The organism is Geomonas oryzae (genome assembly GCF_004117875.1).
In the GTDB taxonomy this organism is placed as follows: Bacteria; Desulfobacterota; Desulfuromonadia; order Geobacterales; family Geobacteraceae; genus Geomonas; species Geomonas oryzae.
Window position 1 is genome coordinate 874801 of record NZ_RAHW01000001.1, and the last position, 22216, is coordinate 897016.

At 63.1% G+C, this 22216-nt stretch carries 20 protein-coding genes; 9 read left to right on the forward strand and 11 right to left on the reverse strand.

The features are described from left to right. Positions 1–5: 5 nt before the first annotated feature. The 3 genes from D6Z24_RS21595 to D6Z24_RS03980 all read left to right on the forward strand — a co-directional run bounded on the left by D6Z24_RS21595 (position 6) and on the right by D6Z24_RS03980 (position 1958). The gene (locus D6Z24_RS21595; RefSeq protein WP_198419501.1) at positions 6–170 is read left to right on the forward strand and encodes a hypothetical protein; all 165 of its coding nucleotides are present in this window, start codon (positions 6–8) and stop codon (positions 168–170) included. Between the two features lie 75 nt (positions 171–245). Then, on the forward strand, positions 246–815 hold the full coding sequence (locus tag D6Z24_RS03975; protein WP_129125229.1) for a hypothetical protein: 570 nt from the start codon (positions 246–248) through the stop codon (positions 813–815). A gap of 156 nt (positions 816–971) precedes the next feature. Beyond that, positions 972–1958, forward strand: coding sequence for a serine/threonine protein kinase (locus tag D6Z24_RS03980; protein WP_129125230.1), 987 nt, complete (start codon positions 972–974; stop codon positions 1956–1958). A 66-nt stretch (positions 1959–2024) separates the two neighbouring features. Here the strand turns inward: D6Z24_RS03980 and D6Z24_RS03985 are convergent, their stop codons facing one another. From D6Z24_RS03985 to D6Z24_RS04010, 6 genes are read right to left on the reverse strand one after another with little or no spacing between them, the layout of a single operon-like run. Beyond that, a complete protein-coding gene (locus D6Z24_RS03985) occupies positions 2025–2525 on the reverse strand; it encodes a PCI domain-containing protein (RefSeq protein WP_129125231.1) in 501 nt (166 codons plus the stop codon). After that, positions 2522–3865: a GGDEF domain-containing protein gene (locus tag D6Z24_RS03990; RefSeq protein ID WP_129125232.1), complete on the reverse strand. Its 1344-nt coding sequence runs from the start codon at positions 3863–3865 to the stop codon at positions 2522–2524. The genes D6Z24_RS03985 and D6Z24_RS03990 overlap by 4 nt, the downstream gene beginning before the upstream one ends. A gap of 51 nt (positions 3866–3916) precedes the next feature. Continuing rightward, the gene (locus D6Z24_RS03995) at positions 3917–4429 is read right to left on the reverse strand and encodes a shikimate kinase (protein WP_129125233.1); all 513 of its coding nucleotides are present in this window, start codon (positions 4427–4429) and stop codon (positions 3917–3919) included. Between the two features lie 56 nt (positions 4430–4485). Then, positions 4486–4794, reverse strand: coding sequence for a hypothetical protein (locus D6Z24_RS04000; RefSeq protein WP_198419502.1), 309 nt, complete (start codon positions 4792–4794; stop codon positions 4486–4488). Between the two features lie 36 nt (positions 4795–4830). After that, positions 4831–5613, reverse strand: coding sequence for a rhomboid family intramembrane serine protease (locus D6Z24_RS04005; protein ID WP_129125234.1), 783 nt, complete (start codon positions 5611–5613; stop codon positions 4831–4833). Then, a complete protein-coding gene (locus tag D6Z24_RS04010; RefSeq protein ID WP_129125235.1) occupies positions 5600–6277 on the reverse strand; it encodes a hypothetical protein in 678 nt (225 codons plus the stop codon). Before D6Z24_RS04010 ends, D6Z24_RS04005 begins: the two co-directional genes overlap by 14 nt. Before the next feature lie 171 nt (positions 6278–6448). Here D6Z24_RS04010 and D6Z24_RS04015 point away from each other — a divergent pair, with 171 nt between their 5' ends. Both D6Z24_RS04015 and D6Z24_RS21490 read left to right on the forward strand, forming a co-directional pair. Beyond that, positions 6449–8008 carry a hypothetical protein gene (locus D6Z24_RS04015; protein WP_129125236.1) on the forward strand — a complete coding sequence of 520 codons (1560 nt, stop codon included), beginning with the start codon at positions 6449–6451 and terminating at the stop codon, positions 8006–8008. A 13-nt stretch (positions 8009–8021) separates the two neighbouring features. Next, on the forward strand, positions 8022–9311 hold the full coding sequence (locus tag D6Z24_RS21490; protein ID WP_162605066.1) for a LysM peptidoglycan-binding domain-containing protein: 1290 nt from the start codon (positions 8022–8024) through the stop codon (positions 9309–9311). 6 nt (positions 9312–9317) lie between these two features. Here the strand turns inward: D6Z24_RS21490 and D6Z24_RS04020 are convergent, their stop codons facing one another. The 5 genes from D6Z24_RS04020 to D6Z24_RS04040 all read right to left on the reverse strand — a co-directional run bounded on the left by D6Z24_RS04020 (position 9318) and on the right by D6Z24_RS04040 (position 15750). Further along, a complete protein-coding gene (locus tag D6Z24_RS04020) occupies positions 9318–10037 on the reverse strand; it encodes a lytic transglycosylase domain-containing protein (protein ID WP_129125237.1) in 720 nt (239 codons plus the stop codon). 208 nt (positions 10038–10245) lie between these two features. Next, on the reverse strand, positions 10246–11595 hold the full coding sequence (gene gdhA / locus D6Z24_RS04025) for an NADP-specific glutamate dehydrogenase (RefSeq protein ID WP_129125238.1): 1350 nt from the start codon (positions 11593–11595) through the stop codon (positions 10246–10248). A gap of 360 nt (positions 11596–11955) precedes the next feature. Continuing rightward, the gene (locus D6Z24_RS04030; protein ID WP_129125239.1) at positions 11956–13026 is read right to left on the reverse strand and encodes a type IV pilus twitching motility protein PilT; all 1071 of its coding nucleotides are present in this window, start codon (positions 13024–13026) and stop codon (positions 11956–11958) included. Positions 13027–13059: 33 nt separating this feature from the next. Beyond that, positions 13060–14787, reverse strand: coding sequence for a response regulator (locus D6Z24_RS04035; protein ID WP_129125240.1), 1728 nt, complete (start codon positions 14785–14787; stop codon positions 13060–13062). A gap of 126 nt (positions 14788–14913) precedes the next feature. Then, entirely contained in the window at positions 14914–15750 is an 837-nt protein-coding gene (locus D6Z24_RS04040) for a triphosphoribosyl-dephospho-CoA synthase (RefSeq protein ID WP_246014553.1), read from the reverse strand. 317 nt (positions 15751–16067) lie between these two features. Here D6Z24_RS04040 and D6Z24_RS04045 point away from each other — a divergent pair, with 317 nt between their 5' ends. The 4 genes from D6Z24_RS04045 (at position 16068) to D6Z24_RS04060 (ending at position 22215) form a co-directional block, all read left to right on the forward strand. After that, positions 16068–18566, forward strand: a complete 2499-nt coding sequence (locus tag D6Z24_RS04045; RefSeq protein WP_129125241.1) for a penicillin-binding protein 1A — start codon at positions 16068–16070, stop codon at positions 18564–18566. A 218-nt stretch (positions 18567–18784) separates the two neighbouring features. Then, positions 18785–19069 carry an HU family DNA-binding protein gene (locus D6Z24_RS04050; protein WP_015718556.1) on the forward strand — a complete coding sequence of 95 codons (285 nt, stop codon included), beginning with the start codon at positions 18785–18787 and terminating at the stop codon, positions 19067–19069. Between the two features lie 451 nt (positions 19070–19520). Further along, positions 19521–20885 (forward strand): DEAD/DEAH box helicase, encoded by a 1365-nt coding sequence (locus D6Z24_RS04055; protein WP_129125242.1) that lies wholly within the window; start codon positions 19521–19523, stop codon positions 20883–20885. A gap of 142 nt (positions 20886–21027) precedes the next feature. Then, a complete protein-coding gene (locus D6Z24_RS04060; RefSeq protein ID WP_129125243.1) occupies positions 21028–22215 on the forward strand; it encodes an FprA family A-type flavoprotein in 1188 nt (395 codons plus the stop codon). The last annotated feature ends 1 nt before the right edge of the window (position 22216 follow it).

Sequence of the window (22216 nt, forward strand, 5' to 3'; positions counted from 1 at the left end):
AGACCATGGCAAGCGGCGAAAAATGCGGCCACACCGGTGAGGAAAGAAAAGGTTGCGCCGCCTGCCGGGAGGAGGAGCCCGAGCCGTTCTGGTGTCCTGACTGCAACAAGGGGGTCCCGGAGAAACGGTGCCCGTACTGCGGACTGAAGGCCAGGAAAAAGAAGGTATAGCACGGGGCGCTTTAACGAGAAAGTACGTTATAATCTGCTCATTGTTTTTCAGGCGGTGTACGGAAGGAGTTTCTTATGTGCAACGCATCGCTTCTCAAAATCATGCTGTTTCTGCTGCTGCTGACACAGGTCGGCTGTTCCAACCTGCTCCCCAGGTCGAAGGCGATCACAGAGTCGCCTTGGCAGGAGTACGAAGCGGCGAAGGCCTCCTTTGACAGCATCGTCGTCGGGAAGACCACCGTAGAGGACCTGCAAAAGATGGGGTTCGACATCAAGTCTTCGCCCAACATCCGGGTCCTCAACTACCTGGACATCGCCGCCATGCTGCAGGGGATGCCGGCGAAGGACCTCGACCCGGGGCTGCAGGCGTGCCTGAGGGCGCGCGAGGATTGCCGCGCCTACGTCTTTGAGCCCAAACGCAGCTACAGCAAGCGGGTCGGCAACTTCTGGCTCGATATCCTGAACTTCAAGCGCAAGACTCACGAGACCGGCTGGCGTTTCAAGGCACTCGTCGTTTTCGTGAACCACCATGTGGCGTACAAGCTTTCCAGCGGCGAGCCGAAGATCGACCAGATGACGGACCAGGTCAATCCGCTCGGCCCGCTGCAGGCCCCTGCCGACATGATCACCAGGGCGCTCTTCTGACAGGACCGGGCAAACGGTTACACAGCCTGCAGCGTGACGGACGTTGCAGGCTTTTTTATGCCCGCAAGTCGAGGCCCATGGTTGCCCGACTCATCTCTTGGTTCCCGCGGCAATTGATGCTATTGTGCATCGGTCAAAATCACGCAGGAGAGTCCTATGCATGACGCGCAGCACCCGTTCCATACCCTGACCCCGAACTTCATCATGGACGCCGTGGAGAGCCAGGGGTTCCGCTGCGACTGCCGCACCTCGGCCCTCAACAGCTACGAAAACCGCGTCTACCAGGTGGGGATAGAGGAGGAAAAGCCGCTCATCGCCAAGTTCTACCGGCCCGGGCGCTGGAGCGACGAGCAGATCATCGAGGAGCACCGCTTCACCCTCGAACTCGCCGGACACGAACTCTCCGTGGTGGCCCCATGGCTGAACCAGGCCGGTGCGAGCCTTTTCCGTTACAAGGGGTTTCGCTTCGCGCTCTACCCGCGCCAGGGAGGGCACGCCCCCGAGTTCGACAACGACGCGAACCTCCTGATCCTCGGCCGCATGCTGGGCCGGATCCACAGTATCGGGGCGGTGCGCCCCTTTGAGCACCGCCCCGCGCTCACAAGCGGCGACTTCGGCTACGACAGCGCGGCCTTCATCGCCGAGCGTTTCATCCCGGACGAGTATCGCGAGAGCTATCAGGCGGTGACGCGGCAGCTTTTGCAGGGGGTCGACGACGCCTTCGCCTCGGTACCGCAGCTCGCCTGCGTCCGGGCTCACGGCGACTGCCATGCCGGGAACATCCTGTGGCGCGACGACGCCCCCCATTTCGTCGACTTCGACGATGCGCGCATGGCGCCGGCGGTCCAGGACCTCTGGATGATGCTCTCGGGAGACCGGCCGCGCCAGCTGGCGCAGCTCGCCCAGTTCGTCAAGGGGTACCGCGAGTTTTACGACTTCAACCCGGCCGAGCTGCGCCTGATCGAGCCCCTGCGGGCGCTGCGCATGATGCATTACAGCGCGTGGCTTGCCCGGCGCTGGGACGATCCCGCTTTCCCCGTCGCCTTCCCCTGGTTCAACACGGTGCGCTATTGGGGCGAGCATCTGCTCCAGTTGCGCGAGCAGCTGGCGGCGCTGGATGAGCCGCCGCTGGAACTCCCCTGACCTGCAAGAAAAAAGAGGCGACCCATTGGGCCGCCTCTTTTTTTTTACACGTCGCGCCGCACCGCGCTAGCGGGACTTCTTCTCCAGCTCCTGGTCGAGGTGTTTCAACTGCTCGATGCGCTGGCTCAGCTCCTCTATCTCGCGGTTGAGCGATTGGTTGTTGGCGCGCAGGGCGCGGTTTTGTCGTTTCTGTTCTTCGGCCAGGTTCACGAGGTCGGTCACCGGAGCCGCAAGCAGGGTCCACTGGCTCGCGGGATACTCCTTCTTCAGCCGACGCAAGAGGCGCTGTGCCTGCGCCGATGCGGGACGGTCCGCCTTGGTTTTCATGGTCAGAAGGGCCAGCCGGAAGAGCGCCTCGTCGGTTACTCCCGCCACGCCGGGTGCGTTGCAGACCGCGGTCAGAAGCCCGGCGGCGCCGGTGGCGTCCCCTTCCTGGAGCAGGGTGTTAGCCCGCGCGAGCTGCCTCGATCCGCTGTAGCGGTCGAAGAGGTTCGCCTCCCCGGTACGGGTGCCGGCGCACCCTCCGCAGGACAGGAGGAGCAGGACGAGTAGCAGCGTCTTTCTCATGCGTTCTCCCTTTCCGGGGTCCCGATCAGGTAGGTGCTTCCTGCCTTCCCCTTGGCCCGGTCCTTCACCTTGGCTGCGGCCCTTGCGATCTCGACGGCGGAGGCGAACTGGTCCCTGCCGCAGACGATCACGGCGATGGAGATGGTAGTCACCGGGAAGAAGCGCTGCACGCCGTAGCGGTCGCTCCCCTCGATCCCGCCGGCCCTCAGGTCTTCTGGGGAGTAGTGTTTGGTCACCTCGGCATTGAAGCTGCGGATCACTTCCTCGCAGACCTGTTTTACCCGGTCCACCGGGATCACCATGACGAAGTCGTCCCCCCCCACGTGCCCGACGAAGCCCTCGCTCCCCCCGTTCTCTTTCACCGCGGCCTGGATCAGGTCGCCGGTCAGGCGGAGCAGCTCGCTTCCCTTTGCGTAGCCGTAATGGTCGCCGTACGGCTTGAAGTTGTCGAGGTCGGCGTAGCAGAAGGCGAAGGGGGCGCCTCCTTGCAGCCGCTCCTCGAGCACCCGTTCTATGGCGATGTTCCCGGGAAGCCGGGTGAGCGGGCTCGCGTCGAGGCTAACCTGTTCGAGGACCTTGAGCCGCGCCGCCATCTTGGTGAAGTCGCGGGCGAGGTCGCTGATCTCGTCGCCGTAGGGGACTTCGGGGCGGTAGTCGAAGTCGCCGGCGGCGATCCGGTGCGTGGCGCTTTGCAGTTCCCTGATCGCTCCGAAGGTGCGGTAGGTGACCACCGGGGCGACGCCGATGGCGAGGAGGAAGCCGGTGCAGGATATGGCTATGGTCCACCAGACGGTCCGTTTCTGCTGTTCGTCGGCGCGTGCGAGCACCACCTTCAGCTTGTCTCTGCGTTTCAGGTAGCTCGTGTCGATGGCGTTCAGGACCCTGAGCGCCGGGGTGCGCAGCGCTCCGTTGCCCGCCGATTGGCCGGAGAAGAGCTTTTCCGACGCCTTCTGGTATTCGAGATAGAGCCGCTTCAGCTCCTTGATGTCGGCGGTGGGGGGCGTCCGTTCCAGCATGGTGAGGCTCGTCTGCGCCTCGGCCTGCCGCTGGAGAAAGAGATCTATGAACGCGGGGTCCCTGAGGATGATGTATTTTCCGGCGAAACTCTCCTGTGCCAGTAGCGAGGAGCGCAACTCGATGAGAGCGCTGATGACGGGTAACTCGTCGTTGGCGATATCCCGGGAGATGTTGGTGCTGCGGTAGATGTTGTAGGAAGAGAAGACCAGGGCCGCGGCGGTGAAGAGCGCCATGGCTGCGTAGCCTGCCGTTATCTTCTGGATCAGGGTCAGGTTGGACAGACTGAACCGTGAAGACGTTCTTGTGCTGGCTGTTTCAGACATGGGTATAGATATTAGGGCACGGCACCGGCAAAGTCAACGCGGCGGTTGCTGTCAGTGGTGTGATGTGAGACGGCACTGGGACAGTACCCTGGTTGCGGCCTCTTCGAGAGTCTCGTCGTTCAGCAGTACGACGTGGTGAGCATGCTTCTGATACAGTGCGAAGCGCCGTTCGTACAGCTCATCGAGACCGCCTTCACTCATCCCGACGATGCCGCGCGGTGCTTCGCTTGCTATGCGTTCATGCAGCTTTTGAACCGGGAGGGCGAGGAAGACGATGGTGGAGAGCGAGGCGAGGTGACGCATGGCGGGCTCCGAATAGACCACGCTTCCCCCGGTGGAGATGACGACGTGGACGTCAGGGGCAAGCGCCAGCACGGTCTCCTCCTCGACCCGGCGGAACTCCTCCGCGTCAAGCTCGTCAACCACCGCCTGCAGTTTTTTCCCGAAGCGCTGCTCGATGCAATGATCGGTGTCGATGAACTCCCAGCCGAGCCGCGCGGCGACGGTGCGGCCGATGGCGCTTTTGCCGGAGCCTGGCATCCCTATCAAGGTCAGTCGTTCCATGTCACCCCCAGCGGCGGGTGTGCGGCGATTTCCCGCACGAGGCCGGGACTTAGCGATTACTGCCGCACCGGCAGCAGGGTCGCCTCCAGCAGGGCGCGCAGCGCCTTGTCGCTTCCCGCCTCGCGGTTCACGATGGCCTTGCGCTCCCTGCGGGAGATGAGGATGCCGAGGTGCTCGGCGGCCTCGACGGTGCCGCCGGCGATGGAGGCGGAGAGCTGGCAAAGGATCTGCACCGGCAGACCGTTCCGGTACCCCTGCACGAGTTTGCCGATCTCTTCGTGGCGCTGCTCGTAGCTCCAGGTCTGGTAGACCTCGTCGCCCAAGTTGTTCAACTTCCCCTGTATGCCGCTCAGCTTTTCAAGCATCCCTTGTTTCTCCTGTGCGCCGTTGTCCGGTAGCGCCTATTTCTTGTGTTCGTGGCTGAAGATGTGATCCCTGCAGTAGCCGTATTGCCCGTTGCACTTGGGACAGTAGCGGAAGTCCATATCGGGGTGCGTCTTCTCCGTGATGCCGCAGGTGGTGCACCGGTGCACGAGCACCTCTTCGCGCGGGGCGAAACGCACCTTCTTGGCGATCTGCCTCTTGCCGTGGCGCAGGTTCAGGTAGATGTCGTGCGCGAAGAAGATCAGGTAGTTGGCCGTGGCGGCAAGCACCATGACCCGGGCGGGCCACCCCCCGAAGACGAGCTGGTAGGCGTAGCCGAGCCAGGTGAGCAGTGCGAGCCACTTGATGCGTACCGGGATGATGAAGAAGAGCAGTATCTGGAACTCCGGGAAGAGCGTGGCGAAGGCGAGGAAGACCGAGCCTGCCAGGAAGGTGTTGTTCACCGGGTATGCCGGTATCAAAAAGGACGCCAGGAAGGTGATCAGGCACCCCAGAAGGAGGTAGACGTTGTACCGGAAGGCGCCCCAGTGCTCTTCAAGGGTAGAGCCGAGCATGTAGAAGAAATACCAGGCGATCAGGGTGAAGATGAGGCTGGAATTCGGCGGGTCGAACGGGATGGTGAAGATGCGCCACCATTCACCCGACATGAAGAGGTCGGCGGAGAAATAGGTCGCCATCCGGTCCAGCTTCCCCGTCATGTACATGAGGTAGAAGAAGGATTGCCCCGCGATGAGGTAGATGGTGAGATTCGGGATGGCGTAGCGGCCGAACTTCCGGTCCAGTCGATCAATTATCTTCATGGCGCTCGAGATGTTCCTTTGCTTGCAGTTGTGTCGGGGCCGGGTGCCCGGTGCCTGCGCTGCGGATCTTCGCCGCTGCGGCCTTCCCGGGGAACCTGAGGGCCATGATGGCGTCCCGGTCGTCGGGAGTGATGATCTTCAGCTCCGCCAGCTCGTCCAGGTCCACGGGGCGGGCGTGCTCTACGGTGAAGGCGAAGTCCTCGGTGTCGAAGTCGGAGCCGGCCCGGTACGTGCTGCGCACGATCTGCTGCAGTGCCGTGGGATGTGCCGCCATGTGCGCACGCCAGGCGTCGCGTTGCTCCTGTTTCATCCCGTAATACCAGATGTGATGCGAGAACTCGTGCAGCATGAGAGAGCAGAGCTGGTCGCGGGTGTACTCCTGGTAGAGGTTGCGGTAGATGGTTTTCGAGTCGCGCCGGTAGGCGCCGAGGTGGTACTTCACCTCGCTCGGCATCATGACCTCCTCGAAGGAGGCGCCGGAAACACTGAGGGTGCTGCGCTGCGGGTCGTAACGGTCGAAGAGAAGACAAAGAAACGGGTCCTCACGGGAGAGTTTCTTCGCCAGGTCTCCCTGCCCCCAACTGATGGGGACATAGGTCGTGCTGCAGCCGGCCAGCATGAGCGCAAGCACCAGCATGGACAGTTTTTTTACGACAGGGTGCATTGGGACTCCCGGCGGGCGGCGCTACCGACCCGGCGGAAATGTAACACATTACCGCCGGACAGCGCAACCAATCGCGCTGTGGCCATCTTCTAAAGCCTTCACATAAATGAATGCTGTTGATTATTCGTTTTACCTCCCCTAAAATGTGCCGTTAAAAAACAAGGGGAAACAGTGACGCGCGTCCTACTCATTGCAGACACCGAAAGGGTGCAACGTATCTTCCAGTCCATGGCGGAGCAGGGGTCCCTGCAGTTGCAGACCGCCTCGACCCTCCCCCTGGGAGAGCTCGAACTTTCCGCCTCTTCCCCGGAATTCACCTTCGTACAGAGCCGCATCTCCGGTTTTTCCGGTGACATCCTGTTGCGTCATCTCGACAAGATGCTTCCCTCCGGCGGGAAACTCGTGCTTTTGGCCGGAGACAGCGAGGACGCCCTCCAGGCCAAAAGGCAGGGGAGGACCTCGCTCGACCTCACCATGACCGATGCCTTCCTGGAGCGAAGCGTAGCCGCGCTTCTGGCCGGGATTGCGCTCCCTGAGCCGCCGGAAAAGGAGCGGCCGGTAGAGGTTACCCAAGCGCAGGAGCCGCAAGCCCCGGAGCCGCAGATACCGGAAGCCGCTGCGGCGGCAAAGCGTACGCCCGCGAAGGTCAAGGGCGGCGCGCCCGTCCCTGATGCGGCGCCGGTCGGCGCTGGTAAAGAAGAGGGGCGCCAGGAAGAGGAGGAGGCTGAGGCGCCTCCCTTCGTTCCGTTCCAGCCGAAGGCCTGGGAGCCGGAGGCCTTCACTCCCAAAGCGCCGGAATCGGAAGTACCTGAACCGCAGGTACCCGAGGAGTATCCCCAGGTGCCGCGCGCGGCCGGGAAAACGGCTGCTTCGGCGTTCGAGGAGGTCATGCAGCGGGCTGAGGCGGACATCGCGCCGATAGATGCCTCCATGCTAGAGGTGGAGGACCACGTCGAGGTAGGCAGGAAAGTGTTGGACGCCGCTTCCCGGCAAACGCCGTCCACTGCGGCAGCCGACGAGACGCCGGTGGTGGGCGGGGGATATTACGCCGGGGAGACCGTGGCTGAGGCGCTTCGCAAGGCCCAGCAGACCAAGCGGCGCAGGCCGTACCTCTTTATCGTGCCGGTGCTGCTTCTTCTCGCCGTGCCTCTGGTCTCCTACCTCGCGGGAAAGATGTCGGCCCCTCCTGAGAAGCCTTTGGCTAAGCCCGCTGCGCCCCGCAAGCCCGGGAGCACGCCCACTGCCGTGCAGGCTGCTCCGAAGGCGGCAGCACCGGTGCAAAGCTCAACGCCTGGGGCGCCCCCCGCAGCAAAGGTGCTCCCAGCGCCGCCTGCTCCGTCCGCTTCCGCCAATGCGCAGGCAGCACCTAAAAAGGGAATCGAAAAGCTCCCGGAGATGCTGGAAGGGACCAAGCTCGATGCCGAGTACGGCAGGAAAAATCCGGGCTGGGTGCGCTACATCGGCCTGAGGGCAGAGTACAAGCTTTTCAAGGAGAACAACCTGTACCGGGCCATACAGGTGATACCGGTTTCCGGCGGGGTCATCTCCGATGACTTGTTCAAGAGGGTGCTGAGGCAGTTCGGTGCCGTGGAGAGCTACCGCGTCGAGTCGAGCGCTCCGAAAGACGGGTACGTCATCGAGCAGTGTTCCGCCCCCGGGAACCTGGCGCTCACCATCTACCGCAACAAGGACAGCAGCAAGATAAAGGCCCTGGTGGTCTACTACCGTTGATACGAGGCTACCGATGATCCATGCCAAAAAGGGCGCGCTCCTTGCCACCCTCCTTCTGCTTCCCGCCCGACTGAACGCGGCTTCGCCTGAATTCCAGATCGACCTTAAGGAACTGGAGCGGCAACAGCAGCCGGCGCCGGCCAAGCCGTCACCCAGACAGGCGCCCAAGAGCAAGAAACAGGCTCCCGTCAAGAAGGAACCGGCCGCCAAGGCGGCCCCCGCGGCGAAGAAGGCCCGTCCTGAGGCGGCGCAAGGGGAGTATGTTCGTTACACGGTGCGGCCGGGGGACCACATCTTCAAGATCCTGGTGGCTCGATTCGGCCTGTCCAACGAACAGGCGGAGCGCCTCATCCCTTCCATCGTCGAGATAAACGGCATACGCAATATCAAGTCGCTTGAGGTAGGGAAGACCCTGCTGATCCCGGCGGCGGCGCTCCATGAGCACGCGCCGAAGGCCGCTAAGGAGGCTAAGGAGGCGAAGGAGGCGAAGGAGGCGAAGGAGGCGAAGGAGGGCAGGGAGAAGAAGAAAGCCGAGCCCGCCAAGGTTCCGGCACCTGCTACCGCGGCGGCTCCCCGGGCCCCCGAGCCTGCCGCCGAGGCACCTCGTGCTCCGGAACCTGCCGTTGCAGCTCCGCAGACACCGGCCGCTAAACCGGTGCCCGCACCGGTTCCTAAACCGGGTCCTGCGCCTACATCCGAATCTGCGTCGCCCCAGGCGCCGACTCCGGCAGCGGCGCCGGCAGCGGCACCGACTCCTGCTCCGGCACCCAAAACAGCTCCGGCCAAGGTTGCGCCGCCCCCGCCTGTCATCCCGGCCGTCCCGCAGGCGACCACGTGGGTCTGTCCGGTGAACCAGCATGACACGGCGAGTATCGTCGATTCGGTACTGAACGCGCTTTCCGCCAACTGGAGCCGTAACAGGATCATCCATTCGGGTGACGGTGCGGCAACCCCGTTCAGCATCAGGGTGGACCGTTACTTCGAGTACAAAGGTGGGCGCTACATCGTCAGCATAGGCGAGAACGACCCGTACAACTACACCCTGATCAGAATATTGGAGACGGCGGGGTACCGTGCGCTCATGCTGGGCGGAAAAGAGGAATTCAAGGTAGTAGCTGAAAAACTGTTCAAGCTGGTGGGTTTGACGGCGGGCTACGGAGAGCACCCACTGCAGGAGGGGGTGCGGGGACCAGGATTCCTGCTGCAGCAGGACGATGCTGCGGGGAAACGTGTGCTGATCACCAACGCGCCGCCCCCTGCCGGGTACAAGTGGGTCATGCCCAAGGGGTGCGGCGCAAAATAAAAAAGATCAAGGGATGGGGATCGCCGAGCGTTCCCCGTCTTCCGTGTAGTAACCGATATTGTCGTGCGACATCGCGTTGTCCTGCGCGGTGGGAATCTCCGGGAAGGTCGTCTTCGCGGTGGTTTCAGCAGACTGCGGCTTTTGCTGCATAACTTCTTTCGGGGCGGGAACGCTCCCCTTCGTCTTCACCTTGAACTCCTCGCCCTTCCCCTGTGCCGCATTGTCTACCCAGCCGTCTACCTTCTGCCGCACCAGTGCTTCTATGCTGTCCTTGAGCGGCGTGTAGGCCGCCTCCTGCTTCACCGGCTTCACGCGCTGCAACTGATCGAAAACCCGCTTGGAATAACGGTCACGCTTGTCCGGTGTCTGGCTGTTGTAGCAGCCGATCGCCTTCCAGTTGTAGCCGTACTTCTCGATGCACATGGAGAGTATCCATGCGCCGGTCTTCACGCTGTTACACGGGTCGCCCAGTGAGTTCCAGCGCTGCTTGCCGATGGTGGAGGCCCAGCTGGAATTGATCTGCATCAGGCCGAAATCGTAGGTTCCGTTGGTGTTGTAGTTGACTGCGGCGGGGTTGAAATTGGACTCGACCTTGGCGATCGCCCGCAGGATCTGCGGGTTGATGCCGTACTCGATGCCGGCTTCCTCGAAGCAGAAGGCCGAGGCGTCTGTTGTCAGCGCCAGGGTCAAGGCGGCAGCCGCGTAAAGCAGTCTGGCTTTACCCATCTTCAGGTTCCTCTTCAGTGGGGTAGGGGCGTCAACCGGCGGGGTGGCCGGAGCGCGACCCGGTTCATAATACATTTTCCGCGGCGCCGTGTCACCCCGTAATGTTCCGCGCCCGGGCTCACTCCTCACTCATCTCCTTTTGACACCACAAAAAAAGGCCCGGCGTTGCGGCCGGGCCCTTCTTCGTTGCGTGATGCGGCAGCCTGGACTAGATCAGCCCGTGAGCCACCATGGCCTTGGCGACCTTGATGAAACCGGCGATGTTGGCGCCGTTCACGTAGTTGCCCGGGGTGCCGTACTCCTCGGCGGTCTGGTAGCAGGTGTCATGGATGTTTTTCATGATCTGGGCCAGACGCTGCTCGGTGTACTCGAAGGTCCACGCGTCGCGGCAGGCGTTCTGCTGCATCTCGAGCGCCGAGGTGGCAACGCCGCCTGCGTTCGCGGCCTTGCCCGGGCCGTAGGCGATGCCCGCCTCGAGGAACACCTTGACGCCTTCCGGAGTGGTCGGCATGTTGGCGCCTTCGCCGACGGCGATGCAGCCGTTTTTGACCAGGGTGGCGGCGTCCTTGCCGTTGATCTCGTTCTGGGTTGCGGACGGCATGGCGACCTGGCAGGGGATGTCCCAGATCTTGCCGTTTGCGACGTATTTCGCGTCTTTGTGGTACTTGGCGTAGTCCTCGATGCGGCGACGCTCGACTTCCTTGAGCTGCTTGACCAGGTCGAGGTCGATCCCCTTCTCGTGGTAGATGACGCCGTTGGAGTCGGAGCAGGTGACGCACTTGCCGCCCAACTGGTGGATCTTTTCGATGGTGTAGATGGCGACGTTGCCGGAGCCGGAAACCGAGCAGGTTTTGCCCTCGAAGGAGTCCTTGCGCACCTTCAGCATGGCGTCGACGAAGAAGCTGGCACCGTAGCCGGTCGCCTCGGTGCGTACCAGCGAGCCGCCCCAGTCAAGGCCCTTGCCGGTCAGGACGCCGGGCTCGTATCGGTTGGTGATGCGCTTGTACTGGCCGAACATGTAGCCGATCTCACGCCCGCCAACGCCGATGTCGCCTGCCGGGACGTCGGTGTGCTCACCGAGGTGACGGTACAGTTCGGTCATGAAGCTCTGGCAGAAACGCATGATCTCGTTGTCGGACTTGCCCTTCGGATCAAAGTCGGACCCACCCTTGCCGCCGCCGATCGGAAGGCCGGTCAGGGAGTTCTTGAAGATCTGCTCGAAGCCTAGGAACTTGATGATTCCGAGGTAGACGGAGGGATGGAAACGGAGCCCGCCCTTGAAGGGGCCGAGAGAGCTGTTGAACTCCACGCGGAAACCGCGGTTGATGTGCACGTTGCCTTGGTCGTCCTGCCAGGGTACCCGGAAGATGATCTGGCGCTCCGGCTCGCAGATCCTCTCGATGATCTTGCGCTCTGCGAATTCGGGGTGCTTCACCAGGACGGGTCCCAGCGATTCCAGTACTTCGCGGACGGCCTGGTGGAACTCCACCTCGCCGGGGTTTCTCTTCAGTACTTCCTGAAAAATCGGTTCTACTTTCTCGTCGATCTGCGGCGACATACATCCTCCTTGGTCATGTAATGACTGCATTTGATCACTCTTTAATCAGCATCGGGAAGATACTCCCCGCCTCTGCCTAAAATGCGGACTCATTTATGCACGAGATGAACCATTTTTGTGCACGTATGCAAATAAATTAGGCATGTCGCGGGAAGTATGCTGAATTTGGAGGCAAAACGCGGTCGGGTGTCCGTGCGCGGCTGCTGTAAAAATGATCAGTCGGCCGGAAGGAGTTTACATTACTTACTCTTTTTAATTTTGGAATCTACACTGGCGGGTGCGTGAGGGTTCGGCAAGGAGATGAAAAAAGGGGAACGCGGAGTGATCCGGCGCTCCCCTTGGAATGCGGCTGCGGTAGCGTCAGTTGGTGAACATGAGCTTCCGCTCGAGGTCCATGGAGTGGGAAAGGCGCTTTGCCTCCTCCATGGTGATCTGTTCCTGTTCGTGGAGCTGGATCAGGTGCTGGTCGAGGGTCTGCATCTGGTATTGGCTGCGGCCGTTCTCCATGTGCGCCTCGATTTCGTCGAGCCTCCCCTCCCGGATGCAGCTTTGGATGGTTGTGGTGGCGCGCATGATCTCGAGGACGGGGATGATGGCCTCGCCGGTCTTGTTCATCACGAGGCGGATGGAGACGGTCGCCACCAGGATATCCGCCAGGCGCTGCCGCACTATCTCCTGGGCGTCGGGGGGGAAATGCCCGACGATCCTGTTGATGGTCGACACCGCACCCTGGGTATGCAGCGTAGACATGACCAGGTGGCCCGTCTCCGCGGCCATGAGGCAGGATTCGATGGTGTCGGTGTCGCGCATCTCGCCCACCATGATCAGGTCCGGGTCCATGCGCAGCGCGGCCCTCAGCGCCGAGCTGAAGCTGTCGGTGTCGATGCCGACCTCGCGCTGGATGATGCAGCTTTTCTCGGAGCGGAAGAGGAACTCGATGGGGTCCTCGATGGTGATGCAGTTGTAGCTGAAGTTCTCGTTGATGTAGCGCAGCATCGAGGCGAGCGTGGTCGACTTGCCGTTGCCGGTGGGGCCGGTTACGAGGATGAGGCCGTTCGGGGCCTTCACGATCTCGCCGAGTACCGGGGGGAGGCGCAGTTCGTCGAAGGTCCCTATGTGCGCCGGGATCACCCTCATGATGATGCCGAAATGACCGCGCTGCCGGAAGATGCTGACGCGGAAGCGCGCCCCGCTCGGCAGCGAGAAGGAGGTGTCGAACTCCTTCTGGTCCGGTTCCCAGCGGCGGCCGTGGTGCGCCATGATCTGCGCGGCGATGAACTCGGTGTCCTCGGCGGTGAGGCTCGGGAGCTTGGAACGGATGATCTGCCCCTTCCCGCGGAAGAAGGGCGGGTTGTCCACCTCGAAATGCACGTCGGAAACCTTCTTGCTGAAGGCTATTTCAAGAATCTGGACGAAGATCTTGGCATCCATGGTTGCCCCTTTTGTGCTCTCGGCACGCCCACCCTACTTCTGGGCGCAGCGCTTGCGGTACAGGATGTTGTCGATAACGAGCCCCGCGTGCTGCGCGAGGATCTCTAGAAGCGGCAGTTGCGGGTCGGTCCCGGCGCCGGCGCCGAAGTCGGCATAGATGAGGGCGATGACGCGTCCGAAGCTTTTCACCGGGAGGAGAAGGGCCTTGCCGCTGATCGGAGCCCCGACGGCACCGTAGATGGTGTCGCGCAGCGACTGGTCCGCGTCGCCGTAGCAGAGTTCGCCGCCCAACGCCTTCCGGTACAGCGACTCCTCGGGTGCGCTCAGGCGAAGCTTGACCGAAGTGATGGCTCCGTCCGCGCCGATCCCTATGGCGCGCTCTGCGATGAGTTCCGAGCGGACCACGACCAAAGTGACGCCGCGGCGAAAGACGCCGCAGACGGCCTGCAGCAGCGCGAAGGTGACCTCGGCGGCCTCGCGCTGCTCGGCAAGGGCGAAGAACTGCGCGCGGAACTGCGCAGGGAGCTGCGAGGCGGGGGCGCCCGTCTGTCGTTTCAGGCATGCCGCAAGTGCCCGGCACCCGGCGATCAGGTCGGCGATGAAGCTTTCGCCGCGATCATCGCGGCAGGCGCGCGGCAGCACCGCCGTCACGCCGCACTCCTGCGCCGAGGCGGCAAGCTCGAAGTCGTCCGGTGCGGCGAAGAGCACGATGGGGAGGGCCGGGTGGCGCTCGCGGACCTGCTGCAGCTGTGCGGCGACGTCGCGGCCGTTTCCGGCGCGGTCCTCCCCTGCATCCAGAAGAAGCAGCGGAGACCTGTCGCGGGAGCGGGTCTGTTCGATAAAGGGGGCGAGTTGGAGGGGGTCGTCGGTGGCGCAGACAAAGCGCGGGCCGCACACCGCCGAGACGCACTCACGCATGAGCCTGGATGAGGTGACGAGGATCGCTCCGAGCGTCGCTTCCGCTTCGGCGGCACGTGCGGAAGCACCTTCCAGATAGTCGAAAAGCTCCTGCCGCTCGTGTGCCGGAATTTCGGAGAGCTCGTGCTGCAGCTTTCCGGCGATGGTGTCGGGGGTCTCCTCCTTGATGGCGGAGAAGTACCTCGGGATACGGCTTTCCAGCTCTTCCAGTTCCTCGAGGCCGAGGTCGGCGGCAGAGATCCCGGAGCGGGACGGGGGTTCGGAGCCCGACTGGGGTTCGGGGGCGGGCGGCGCGCCGAAGATGGACTCCGGGGTCAGGGTGCCGTCGCGCTTACGCTCGTCGTAGATGCGCAGGGCGTCCATCAGGATGCTCTGCGTGTTCATGTGGATCTGCGTGTTCGCCTTTTCCGGGAAGTAGCGGTAGTCATCGGAAACTACGATCTTGTTGACGTCGAGGCAGAAAGTCCCCCTGGTCCAGGTGAGGACATCGACGATGGTCATCTCGATGAGCGCCTCGAGCCCCTGGTACGCCGCCTGGGTCTCGACGATCCCTTCCTCAATGAGCATCTGGATGATCGGCTTGCGTTCCGAGCCGGCCTTTTGCTGAGCCTTCAGCGCCTGCTCCAGGGCCTCGCGGGTTAAAAGCCCCATGTCGATCATGACCTGACCGATGCGGATGCTGTTGTTGACGTGGTTGGCGCTGACGATGAAACCGTCCCGGAAGACGAGCTGGCTCTCCCCCTTGCCGCTTTTGAGCGTGAGGGTGCCGGTCTTGCCGGTTTGATGCAGCAGTTGGATGACATCCACTAAGGGAAGGTGTTCCAAATCGCCTTCGAAGGACATGGCGGTACCCTTGTTAGCCTGGCGGCGGGTGTGCAGGAGCGGGTTCAGCGCGGAGATTCTAACATGGGGTCGGGGCTAAGTAAACGGGAATTGCTGGGGATTTCGCAAAAACGGAGGAGGGGTGCATCAGGCGGCTTCGAGTTCGCCGGTGTGGCTCAACCAGGCAAGACCCAGGGCGAGGAGCCCGGCCACGCCCCCCATGGTGAGGTTACGGCTCGCGTAGTGAGCGTTGCGCTCGGCCAGGAAGGCAAGGAAATCATCCCTTTGCGCGACCATGCGCTCTAGGTGCCTGCCGTCCTCCCGGATCGTTTTCAGTCCGCTGCGTCCGCAGCGGCGGAGCGCCGTGCTGTCCTCGACGGTCTGCATGAGCCTGCCTAGCATGGCGAAGATGGCGCTGCCGCGGTTGCCGCCGCTTGCCATCTCGCGTCTGAAAACGGGGAGCGCTTCGTCGAAGAGGCTCGGCAGCCCGGCCAGCGCCTCCTCCCTGAGGCCTCCTCCCTGGAAGCGGTTTCTGATCCGGTGAGCGGCACCTGGCTCCCCCTGGTCGAAGAAAAGGGAGGCCAGCCGGGTGATCGAAACGCGCAGCGCACCTTCGTCGCGTCCGTTGCTGCAGGCGCTGGCGCAGAGCATGAGCCCGGCCAGGAAGATGTACCCCTTGTGACAGCTGGTGCCGATGGCCCGCTGCACCGCGCTTTCCGCGGCAACCCCGAGGCGAACCTGTTCGTTCAACTCCTCGCCGCGCGCGACGGCGTCGCAGAGGTCGAGCAGGTACAGGGAGACGATCTTCAAGGAGGTCTCCATGCGCTCGACCGAGAGCTCGGGATGCGACCCGCTGTCGCAGAGATCCACCAGCCCCGGTTTCGGGGTGAGGTAGAGCTCCATGAAGGCGCCGCGCACCAGGTTATGGGTCAGTCTTGCCAGGTGTGCCGTCATCGCTTCGGGAATGTCTCGGGACTTAGTCATATGCACCGGGGAATAATAGCATCGTTTCGCACAAGAACGTAATGTGTATACATTATGCGGCGATAAGGCGCCCTCCCCGAACGGCTGCTGCCGCGGTGAGAAGGCCTCCCCATCCCACATTAACCTTGAATTACTGAGCCCATCTGGGATAATCTTCACTCCTGGCGCCCCACCGGGGCGCGGCACACCAGATGCACCCGCAGGTTCCCGACCGGCTCCACCCAGCCGCAGGCAAAGGAGCTTCTCCACCTCGCCCGCACCGGCCTTCCGGGTATACCCCAGCGTACGCATCAATCCCGATCGGAGATCCTCTCGACATGGAAACCTACAAGGCGCAGCCGCGCCAGCAGCGCAGGTTGAAAAAGTCTTCCCCACTGAAGTACCTCCTCTGGGGCGCCGCCGGCGGCTCCACCATCATGCTCTTAGCCCTCATCGGCTATTTCTTCTACCTTCTCGGCGCACTGCCGAAGGTCGATCGCCTGGCCGACTACCGTCCGCCCATCCTTTCCCAGGTCTTCGGCCAGGACGGCACCCTGGTCGGCGAGTTCTACCTCGAGCGGCGCACCGTGGTGCCGGTGGACAAGATGCCCAAGCGCCTGATCCAGGCCTTCGTGGCGGCGGAAGACTCCAACTTCTACCAGCACAAGGGGATCGACTACATCGGCGTCATGCGGGCGGCCTTCAAAAACGTGATCTCCATGCGCAAGAAGGAGGGGGCTTCGACCATCACGCAGCAGGTCGCGAAGTCCATGCTCCTCACCCCGGAGAAGAAGTTCTCCAGGAAGCTGAAGGAGGCGATCCTCGCGAAGAGGATGGAGGAGCGTCTCACCAAGGACGAGATCCTTTACATCTACCTGAACCAGATCTACCTCGGAGCCGGGGCCTACGGGGTGCAGCTCGCCTCGGAAACCTACTTCGGCAAAGAGGTCGACAAGCTGAACCTGGCCGAGATGGCCATGCTGGCCGGGCTCCCGAAGGCGCCCAACAGCTACTCCCCCATCAAGCACCTGGAGCGCGCCAAGGAGCGCCAGGGGTACGTCCTGGAGCGGATGGTGAAGGAGGGGTACATAACGCAGGCCGAGGCCGATTACGCCAAGACCACCCCGATCGTGATCCAGCCGCTCAAGAAGGTTAATGCGGAGCAGTCGGCGTACTTCCTGGAACAGGTACGCCAGCAGCTCGTGGAGAAGTACGGCGAGGAGCGGCTTTACAAGGACGGGCTGAAGATCTACACCACCATGAACGCCGAGATGCAGAAGGGGGCCTACGACGCGGTGGTGAACGGTCTGAAGGCGGTGGACAAGCGCCAGGGCTTCCGCGGGGCGGCGAAGTACCTGACCGAGGCCGAGGTCGATCCCTTCTGCAAGAAGGTCGAGGACGACATCGACGATCTCTCGCTCAAGCAGGGGTCGGTTTACCAGGGTGTGGTGACCGGGGTGAACCCGGCCAAGCAGGAACTGACGGTCAGGGTGGGCGAGCGGACCGGCACCGTGCCCAAGAAGGGTATGGACTGGGCCGGGCGTCTCGAGCTCGTGAACAGCTACGGCAAGCCGGCCGCCAAACGCGCCATCGGCCTCGGCGCGGTGCTGGAGCTGCAGGTCAAGGAGCCGGACAAGAACCGCGCCGGCGCCGTCTTCGCCCTCGACCAGGTGCCCGAGGCACAGGCCGCTCTCATCGCCATCGATCCCACCACCGGCGGCGTCCGCGCCATGGTCGGCGGGTACGACTTCAAGAAGAGCCAGTTCAACCGTGCCATGCAGGCGAAGAGGAACCCCGGTTCCGCCTTCAAACCGGTCATCTACGCGGCGGCCCTCGAGCACGGCATGACCACGGCGAGCATCATCGACGACTCGCAGGTGGAGTACGAAAGCGGCGGCGACAAGGCGTGGAAGCCGAAGAACTACGACAACGTCTACCGCGGCCCGGTGACCATGCGCGAGGCGCTCACCAACTCGATCAACGTGGTGAGCGTCAAGATCCTGGAGCAGATCGGGGTCGGCTCCGCCATCGATTACGCCAAGAAGCTCGGCATCACCTCGCCTCTCGCGGCGAACCTCACCCTTGCCCTTGGTTCCTCGAGCGTCACACCCATCGAACTCACCAGCGCCTACGCCGTGTTCGCCTCGGGTGGCTACCGCACCACGCCGTACTTCGTCACCAAGGTGCTCGACCGCGACGGCAACGTCCTCGAGGAGGTCCAGGAGCCGAAGGTGCCGGTGTTCACCCGGATGTCGAGCGCGGCTCCGGATGCCGCAGGGGAGGGGGACGGCACCGGGGACGGTGGAGACGCGAAGCCGATCGAGCTTAAACAGAACAAGCCGGTCCCGGTGATGTCGGAGGCGACCGGCGGTGCCGTGCCTGCCATCCCGCCTGAGACCGCCTTCATTATGACCAACCTGATGCAGAGCGTCGTATCCAGCGGCACCGGCAGCAGGGCCCGCGCCCTGGGGCGGCCGGTGGCAGGCAAGACCGGCACCACGAACGACATGAAGGACGCCTGGTTCGTCGGCTACGTGCCACAACTGGTGGCCGGGGTGTGGGTCGGCTACGACCAGGAGAGGAGCCTGGGTTCCGGCGGCTCGGGCGGCCAGGCGGCGGCGCCGATCTGGACCGAGTTCATGCAGCGCGCTCTCGCAGGGGTGCCGGTGCGATCCTTCCCCACCCCGGGGAACGTCACCTTCGCCCTCATCGACCCGCGCAGCGGCAAACTCGCGCGTGAAGGGACCCCCGGCGCCGTGCAGGAGTGCTTCGTTTCCGGGACCGAGCCCACAAGCTACGCTGCCGAGCCCGCCGAGGCCGCGGCCCCGGTGCAGTAAGTTTTCGGAATCACAGGGTTTTTCCGGTCGGCGCGGGGCTGTTTCGTATGGCTTAACCTGCCGCGGTAAACCCTTGCCAGGAGCGGCTTCGCGCCTTAAAAACGGGCTAAAGCCGCGCCAGTCGCGGGAAAAATCACGGGGGAATCAAGAAAACCCTTGCAAATTACCGATATATGATTATAGTGGCGTTAATTTAATCCAGCCAAGGAGGGTCTCACATGACTAAAGCAGAACTGGTCGAAGCAGTGGCGAAATCCGCAAACATCCCCAAGGCCGCAGCCGAGAAGGCCGTCGGTGCATTCATCTCCACCGTGAGCGGCGCACTGAAGAAGGGCGACAGGGTAACTCTGGTAGGCTTCGGCAGCTTCGAAGTGGCTAGCCGCCAGGCACGCACCGGCAGGAACCCGCAGACCGGCAAGGAGATCAAGATCGCCGAAGCCAAGGTTCCCAAGTTCCGCCCGGGCAAGGCACTGAAAGACGCTATCGCAGCCAAGAAGAAGTAATCACGGACCAGCCAGCGACGTGCCCCTCCACGACTGTTGCAACGTCCCGGCACGCACCGAAAACCCCGCCCTCACCGGCGGGGTTTTTTCGTAAACGTATACGTTTCAATAAAAACTTGCCTTTTGTCCCCCTCCTGTAGTATTGCTCTCTGACTGACTGACATCAGTTCCAACGGGGGACCTCCCCCTCCCATCGATCCAACCCCTCGCATTCAGGTATATCCCCACGAGAAATGCGGCAGCAACCATGGTTGGCGACGATGTAAGGTTTGCCGGTCATATTGCGTGTTGCCGATCCATCTATTTAGCTAAGCCTGCGACAATCGCTGTCGCGGTGGGTTTGGCACGCCTCACATTAACCGCCCTCCGGCGAAGAAGCCGCGTCCGTCCCACGGGGATGTCCGGGACGCAGCACGGTCGCTTATTGCCTCGAGGGAAGTAAAGGAAACACATGTCTTTTGAAGCACTGAAACTCTCCGCACCTCTTGTCAAAGCAATCAACGCCTGTGGCTACACCGAGCCGACCCCGATCCAGGCCGAGTCGATACCGCTCGCGCTTTCCGGCCGCGACCTGATCGGCAGCGCCCAGACCGGCACCGGGAAGACCGCCTCCTTCGTCCTCCCCGCTCTGGAGCGCCTGCTCGTTCCGTCGCCGGTGCGCGGCAAAGGGCCGCGCGTCCTCGTGCTGACGCCGACCCGCGAACTCGCCATCCAGGTGGTCGACGCGGTCAGGACCTACGGCAAGTTCATGCGCGTGCGCTGCGGCTCCATCCTGGGCGGCATGCCCTACCGCGACCAGATGATTCTCCTCTCCAGCCCGGTCGACATCATCGTCGCCACACCGGGGCGCCTGATCGATCACCTGGACCGCCGCACCATCAACTTCTCGCGCCTGGAGATGCTGGTTCTCGACGAAGCGGACCGCATGCTCGACATGGGCTTCTCCGAGGACGTGGACCGCATCGCCGCCGCGGCACCGGAGGAGCGCCAGACCCTTCTTTTCACCGCGACCATGGACGACGCCATGGCGAAACTCGCCCAGCGCCTGCTGAAGGACCCCGCCCGCGTAGCCGTGGAAGGAAAGCAGATCACCAACCAGCAGATCGAGCAGCGCCTGCACGTAACCGACGACATGCGCCACAAAAACCGCCTGCTGCAGCACCTGGTCTCCGACGCGAGCGTCACCAAGGCGATCATCTTCTCCGCGACCAAGAAGGACGCCGACCAGCTCGCCTTCGAGCTCTACTCCCAGGGGCACGCCGCAGCCGCCCTGCACGGAGACATGTCGCAGGGGGCGAGAAACCGCACCATCACCAACATGCGCCGCGGCAAGGTGCGCCTGCTGGTCGCCACCGACGTCGCCGCCCGCGGCCTCGACGTCTCCGGGATCAGCCACGTCATCAACTACGATCTGCCGAAGTTCGCCGAGGACTACGTGCACAGGATCGGCAGGACCGGCCGCGCCGGCGCCACCGGGATCGCCATCTCCTTCTGCTCCATGAACGAAGTGGCCTACTTGGACCGCATCGAGCGCCTGACCGGCAAGCCGCTGCCGCAGCACGTCATCGAGGGTTTCGAGCCGACCCGTCCCTTGAGAAGGAACAACGGCGGCCCCGGCGCCAGGAAAGGGCGTCCCGGTTTCGACCCGAGGAAGAAGCCGTTCGGCGCCAAGGGGCGTCCCGGCCAGGGCGAGCGCGCAGGTCACGGCGGACGTCCCGGACAGGGGGGGCGTCCCGCCCCGGCAGGGCGCTCGGGAAGGCGCGACGCGCAGGTGGTGGTCGAGTATCGCCGCGGCAGGGACGGCGCCGGAAACTAGCCTTTTCCTTGCTTTAAGCTTTTGATTTTGGTACAGTTCGCAACTGTGTATACGGCCCCCCGGCGCACCGCCGCGGGGCCGCTTGTCAACTGAGCGCCGGCCGGCATCGGCCGCCATGAACGATAGGACAGGGGGTAGCGGCATGTCTGCAGCAGTCGAGTTAGGGAAGGGTCTCCACTGGATCGGGGTCAAGGACCCGAGCCTCGCCGTCTTCGACGATCTCTTTCCCACCGAACACGGTACCACGTACAACTCCTACCTCATCCAGGGGGAGAGCAAGATAGCCATCATCGATACCGTCAAGGCCAAGCGCTTCGACGAGTACCTCGAGAAGATCCGTTCCCTGGTCGATCCCGCGAGCGTCGACTACATCGTGGTGAACCACTCCGAACCGGACCACTCCGGCTCCCTCTCCAAGCTGCTGCAGCACTGCCCGAAGGCGACCGTGGTATCCAGCCAGGCGGCACGCACCTTCCTCGGGAACCAGATCCACGTCCCCTTCGAAGCGAAGATCGTGAAGGACAACGACCAAATCGAGCTCGGCGGGCGCACCCTGCGTTTCATCGCCGCGCCGTTTCTGCACTGGCCGGACACCATGTTCACCCTGCTCGAGGAGGACCGCGTCCTTTTCTCCTGCGACGCCTTCGGCTCCCACTACTCCCCCGAGGCCCTCTTCGCGGACGAATGCCCCGATTTCTCCGGCGAGACCCGCTTCTACTTCGACTGCATCATGCGTCCCTTCAAGGAGCGCATCCTCCAGGCGGTGGCGAAACTCGACGGCGTCGAGCTGAACATGCTCTGCCCGAGTCACGGCCCGGTCTACCGCGCCGACGCGAGGAAAGCGATCGACATGTACCGCAAGTGGTCCGAGCCGAAAGCGGCCGGGCGCCGCATCGCGGTGTTCTACATCTCCCCGCACGGCAACACGGAGCAGATGGCAGAGGCGGTGGCTAAGGGGGCAGGCGAGGCCGGGGTGCACGTCACCCTTTGTCACATCAACCATGCCTCCGTGGCCGACATCCGCGACCTGATGGAAGAGTGCGACGCGCTCATCTTCGGCACTCCCACCATCAACCGCGACATCCCGAAGCCGATGTGGGACGTGCTCGCCTACCTCTCGACGGTAAGCCTCAAGGGAAACGTCGGCGGCATCTTCGGCAGCTACGGCTGGTCGGGCGAGGCGTGCCGCATGGCGGAGGAGCGGCTGAAAAGCATGAACTTCAAGCTCCCGCACCCCTTCGTGCGCTCCCCCTTCATGCCCAAGCCCGAGGTGATCGCCGAGTGCGAGGCCCTCGGACGTGCGGTGGCAGAAGAGGTCCTCAAGAAGTAGG

Bases quoted from the DNA above. Each gene is read 5' to 3' on its own strand.
- D6Z24_RS04055 (WP_129125242.1), top strand. From the start codon at position 19,521: ATGTCTTTTGAAGCACTGAAACTCTCCGCACCTCTTGTCAAAGCAATC.
- gdhA (WP_129125238.1), bottom strand. From the start codon at position 11,595: ATGTCGCCGCAGATCGACGAGAAAGTAGAACCGATTTTTCAGGAAGTA.
- D6Z24_RS21490 (WP_162605066.1), top strand. From the start codon at position 8,022: ATGATCCATGCCAAAAAGGGCGCGCTCCTTGCCACCCTCCTTCTGCTT.
- D6Z24_RS03975 (WP_129125229.1), top strand. From the start codon at position 246: ATGTGCAACGCATCGCTTCTCAAAATCATGCTGTTTCTGCTGCTGCTG.
- D6Z24_RS04035 (WP_129125240.1), bottom strand. From the start codon at position 14,787: ATGTCCTTCGAAGGCGATTTGGAACACCTTCCCTTAGTGGATGTCATC.
- D6Z24_RS04030 (WP_129125239.1), bottom strand. From the start codon at position 13,026: ATGGATGCCAAGATCTTCGTCCAGATTCTTGAAATAGCCTTCAGCAAG.
- D6Z24_RS04045 (WP_129125241.1), top strand. From the start codon at position 16,068: ATGGAAACCTACAAGGCGCAGCCGCGCCAGCAGCGCAGGTTGAAAAAG.
- D6Z24_RS04060 (WP_129125243.1), top strand. From the start codon at position 21,028: ATGTCTGCAGCAGTCGAGTTAGGGAAGGGTCTCCACTGGATCGGGGTC.
- D6Z24_RS03985 (WP_129125231.1), bottom strand. From the start codon at position 2,525: ATGAGAAAGACGCTGCTACTCGTCCTGCTCCTCCTGTCCTGCGGAGGG.
- D6Z24_RS21595 (WP_198419501.1), top strand. From the start codon at position 6: ATGGCAAGCGGCGAAAAATGCGGCCACACCGGTGAGGAAAGAAAAGGT.
- D6Z24_RS03990 (WP_129125232.1), bottom strand. From the start codon at position 3,865: ATGTCTGAAACAGCCAGCACAAGAACGTCTTCACGGTTCAGTCTGTCC.
- D6Z24_RS04050 (WP_015718556.1), top strand. From the start codon at position 18,785: ATGACTAAAGCAGAACTGGTCGAAGCAGTGGCGAAATCCGCAAACATC.
- D6Z24_RS04005 (WP_129125234.1), bottom strand. From the start codon at position 5,613: ATGAAGATAATTGATCGACTGGACCGGAAGTTCGGCCGCTACGCCATC.
- D6Z24_RS04010 (WP_129125235.1), bottom strand. From the start codon at position 6,277: ATGCACCCTGTCGTAAAAAAACTGTCCATGCTGGTGCTTGCGCTCATG.
- D6Z24_RS04040 (WP_246014553.1), bottom strand. From the start codon at position 15,750: ATGACTAAGTCCCGAGACATTCCCGAAGCGATGACGGCACACCTGGCA.
- D6Z24_RS03980 (WP_129125230.1), top strand. From the start codon at position 972: ATGCATGACGCGCAGCACCCGTTCCATACCCTGACCCCGAACTTCATC.
- D6Z24_RS03995 (WP_129125233.1), bottom strand. From the start codon at position 4,429: ATGGAACGACTGACCTTGATAGGGATGCCAGGCTCCGGCAAAAGCGCC.
- D6Z24_RS04020 (WP_129125237.1), bottom strand. From the start codon at position 10,037: ATGGGTAAAGCCAGACTGCTTTACGCGGCTGCCGCCTTGACCCTGGCG.
- D6Z24_RS04000 (WP_198419502.1), bottom strand. From the start codon at position 4,794: ATGCTTGAAAAGCTGAGCGGCATACAGGGGAAGTTGAACAACTTGGGC.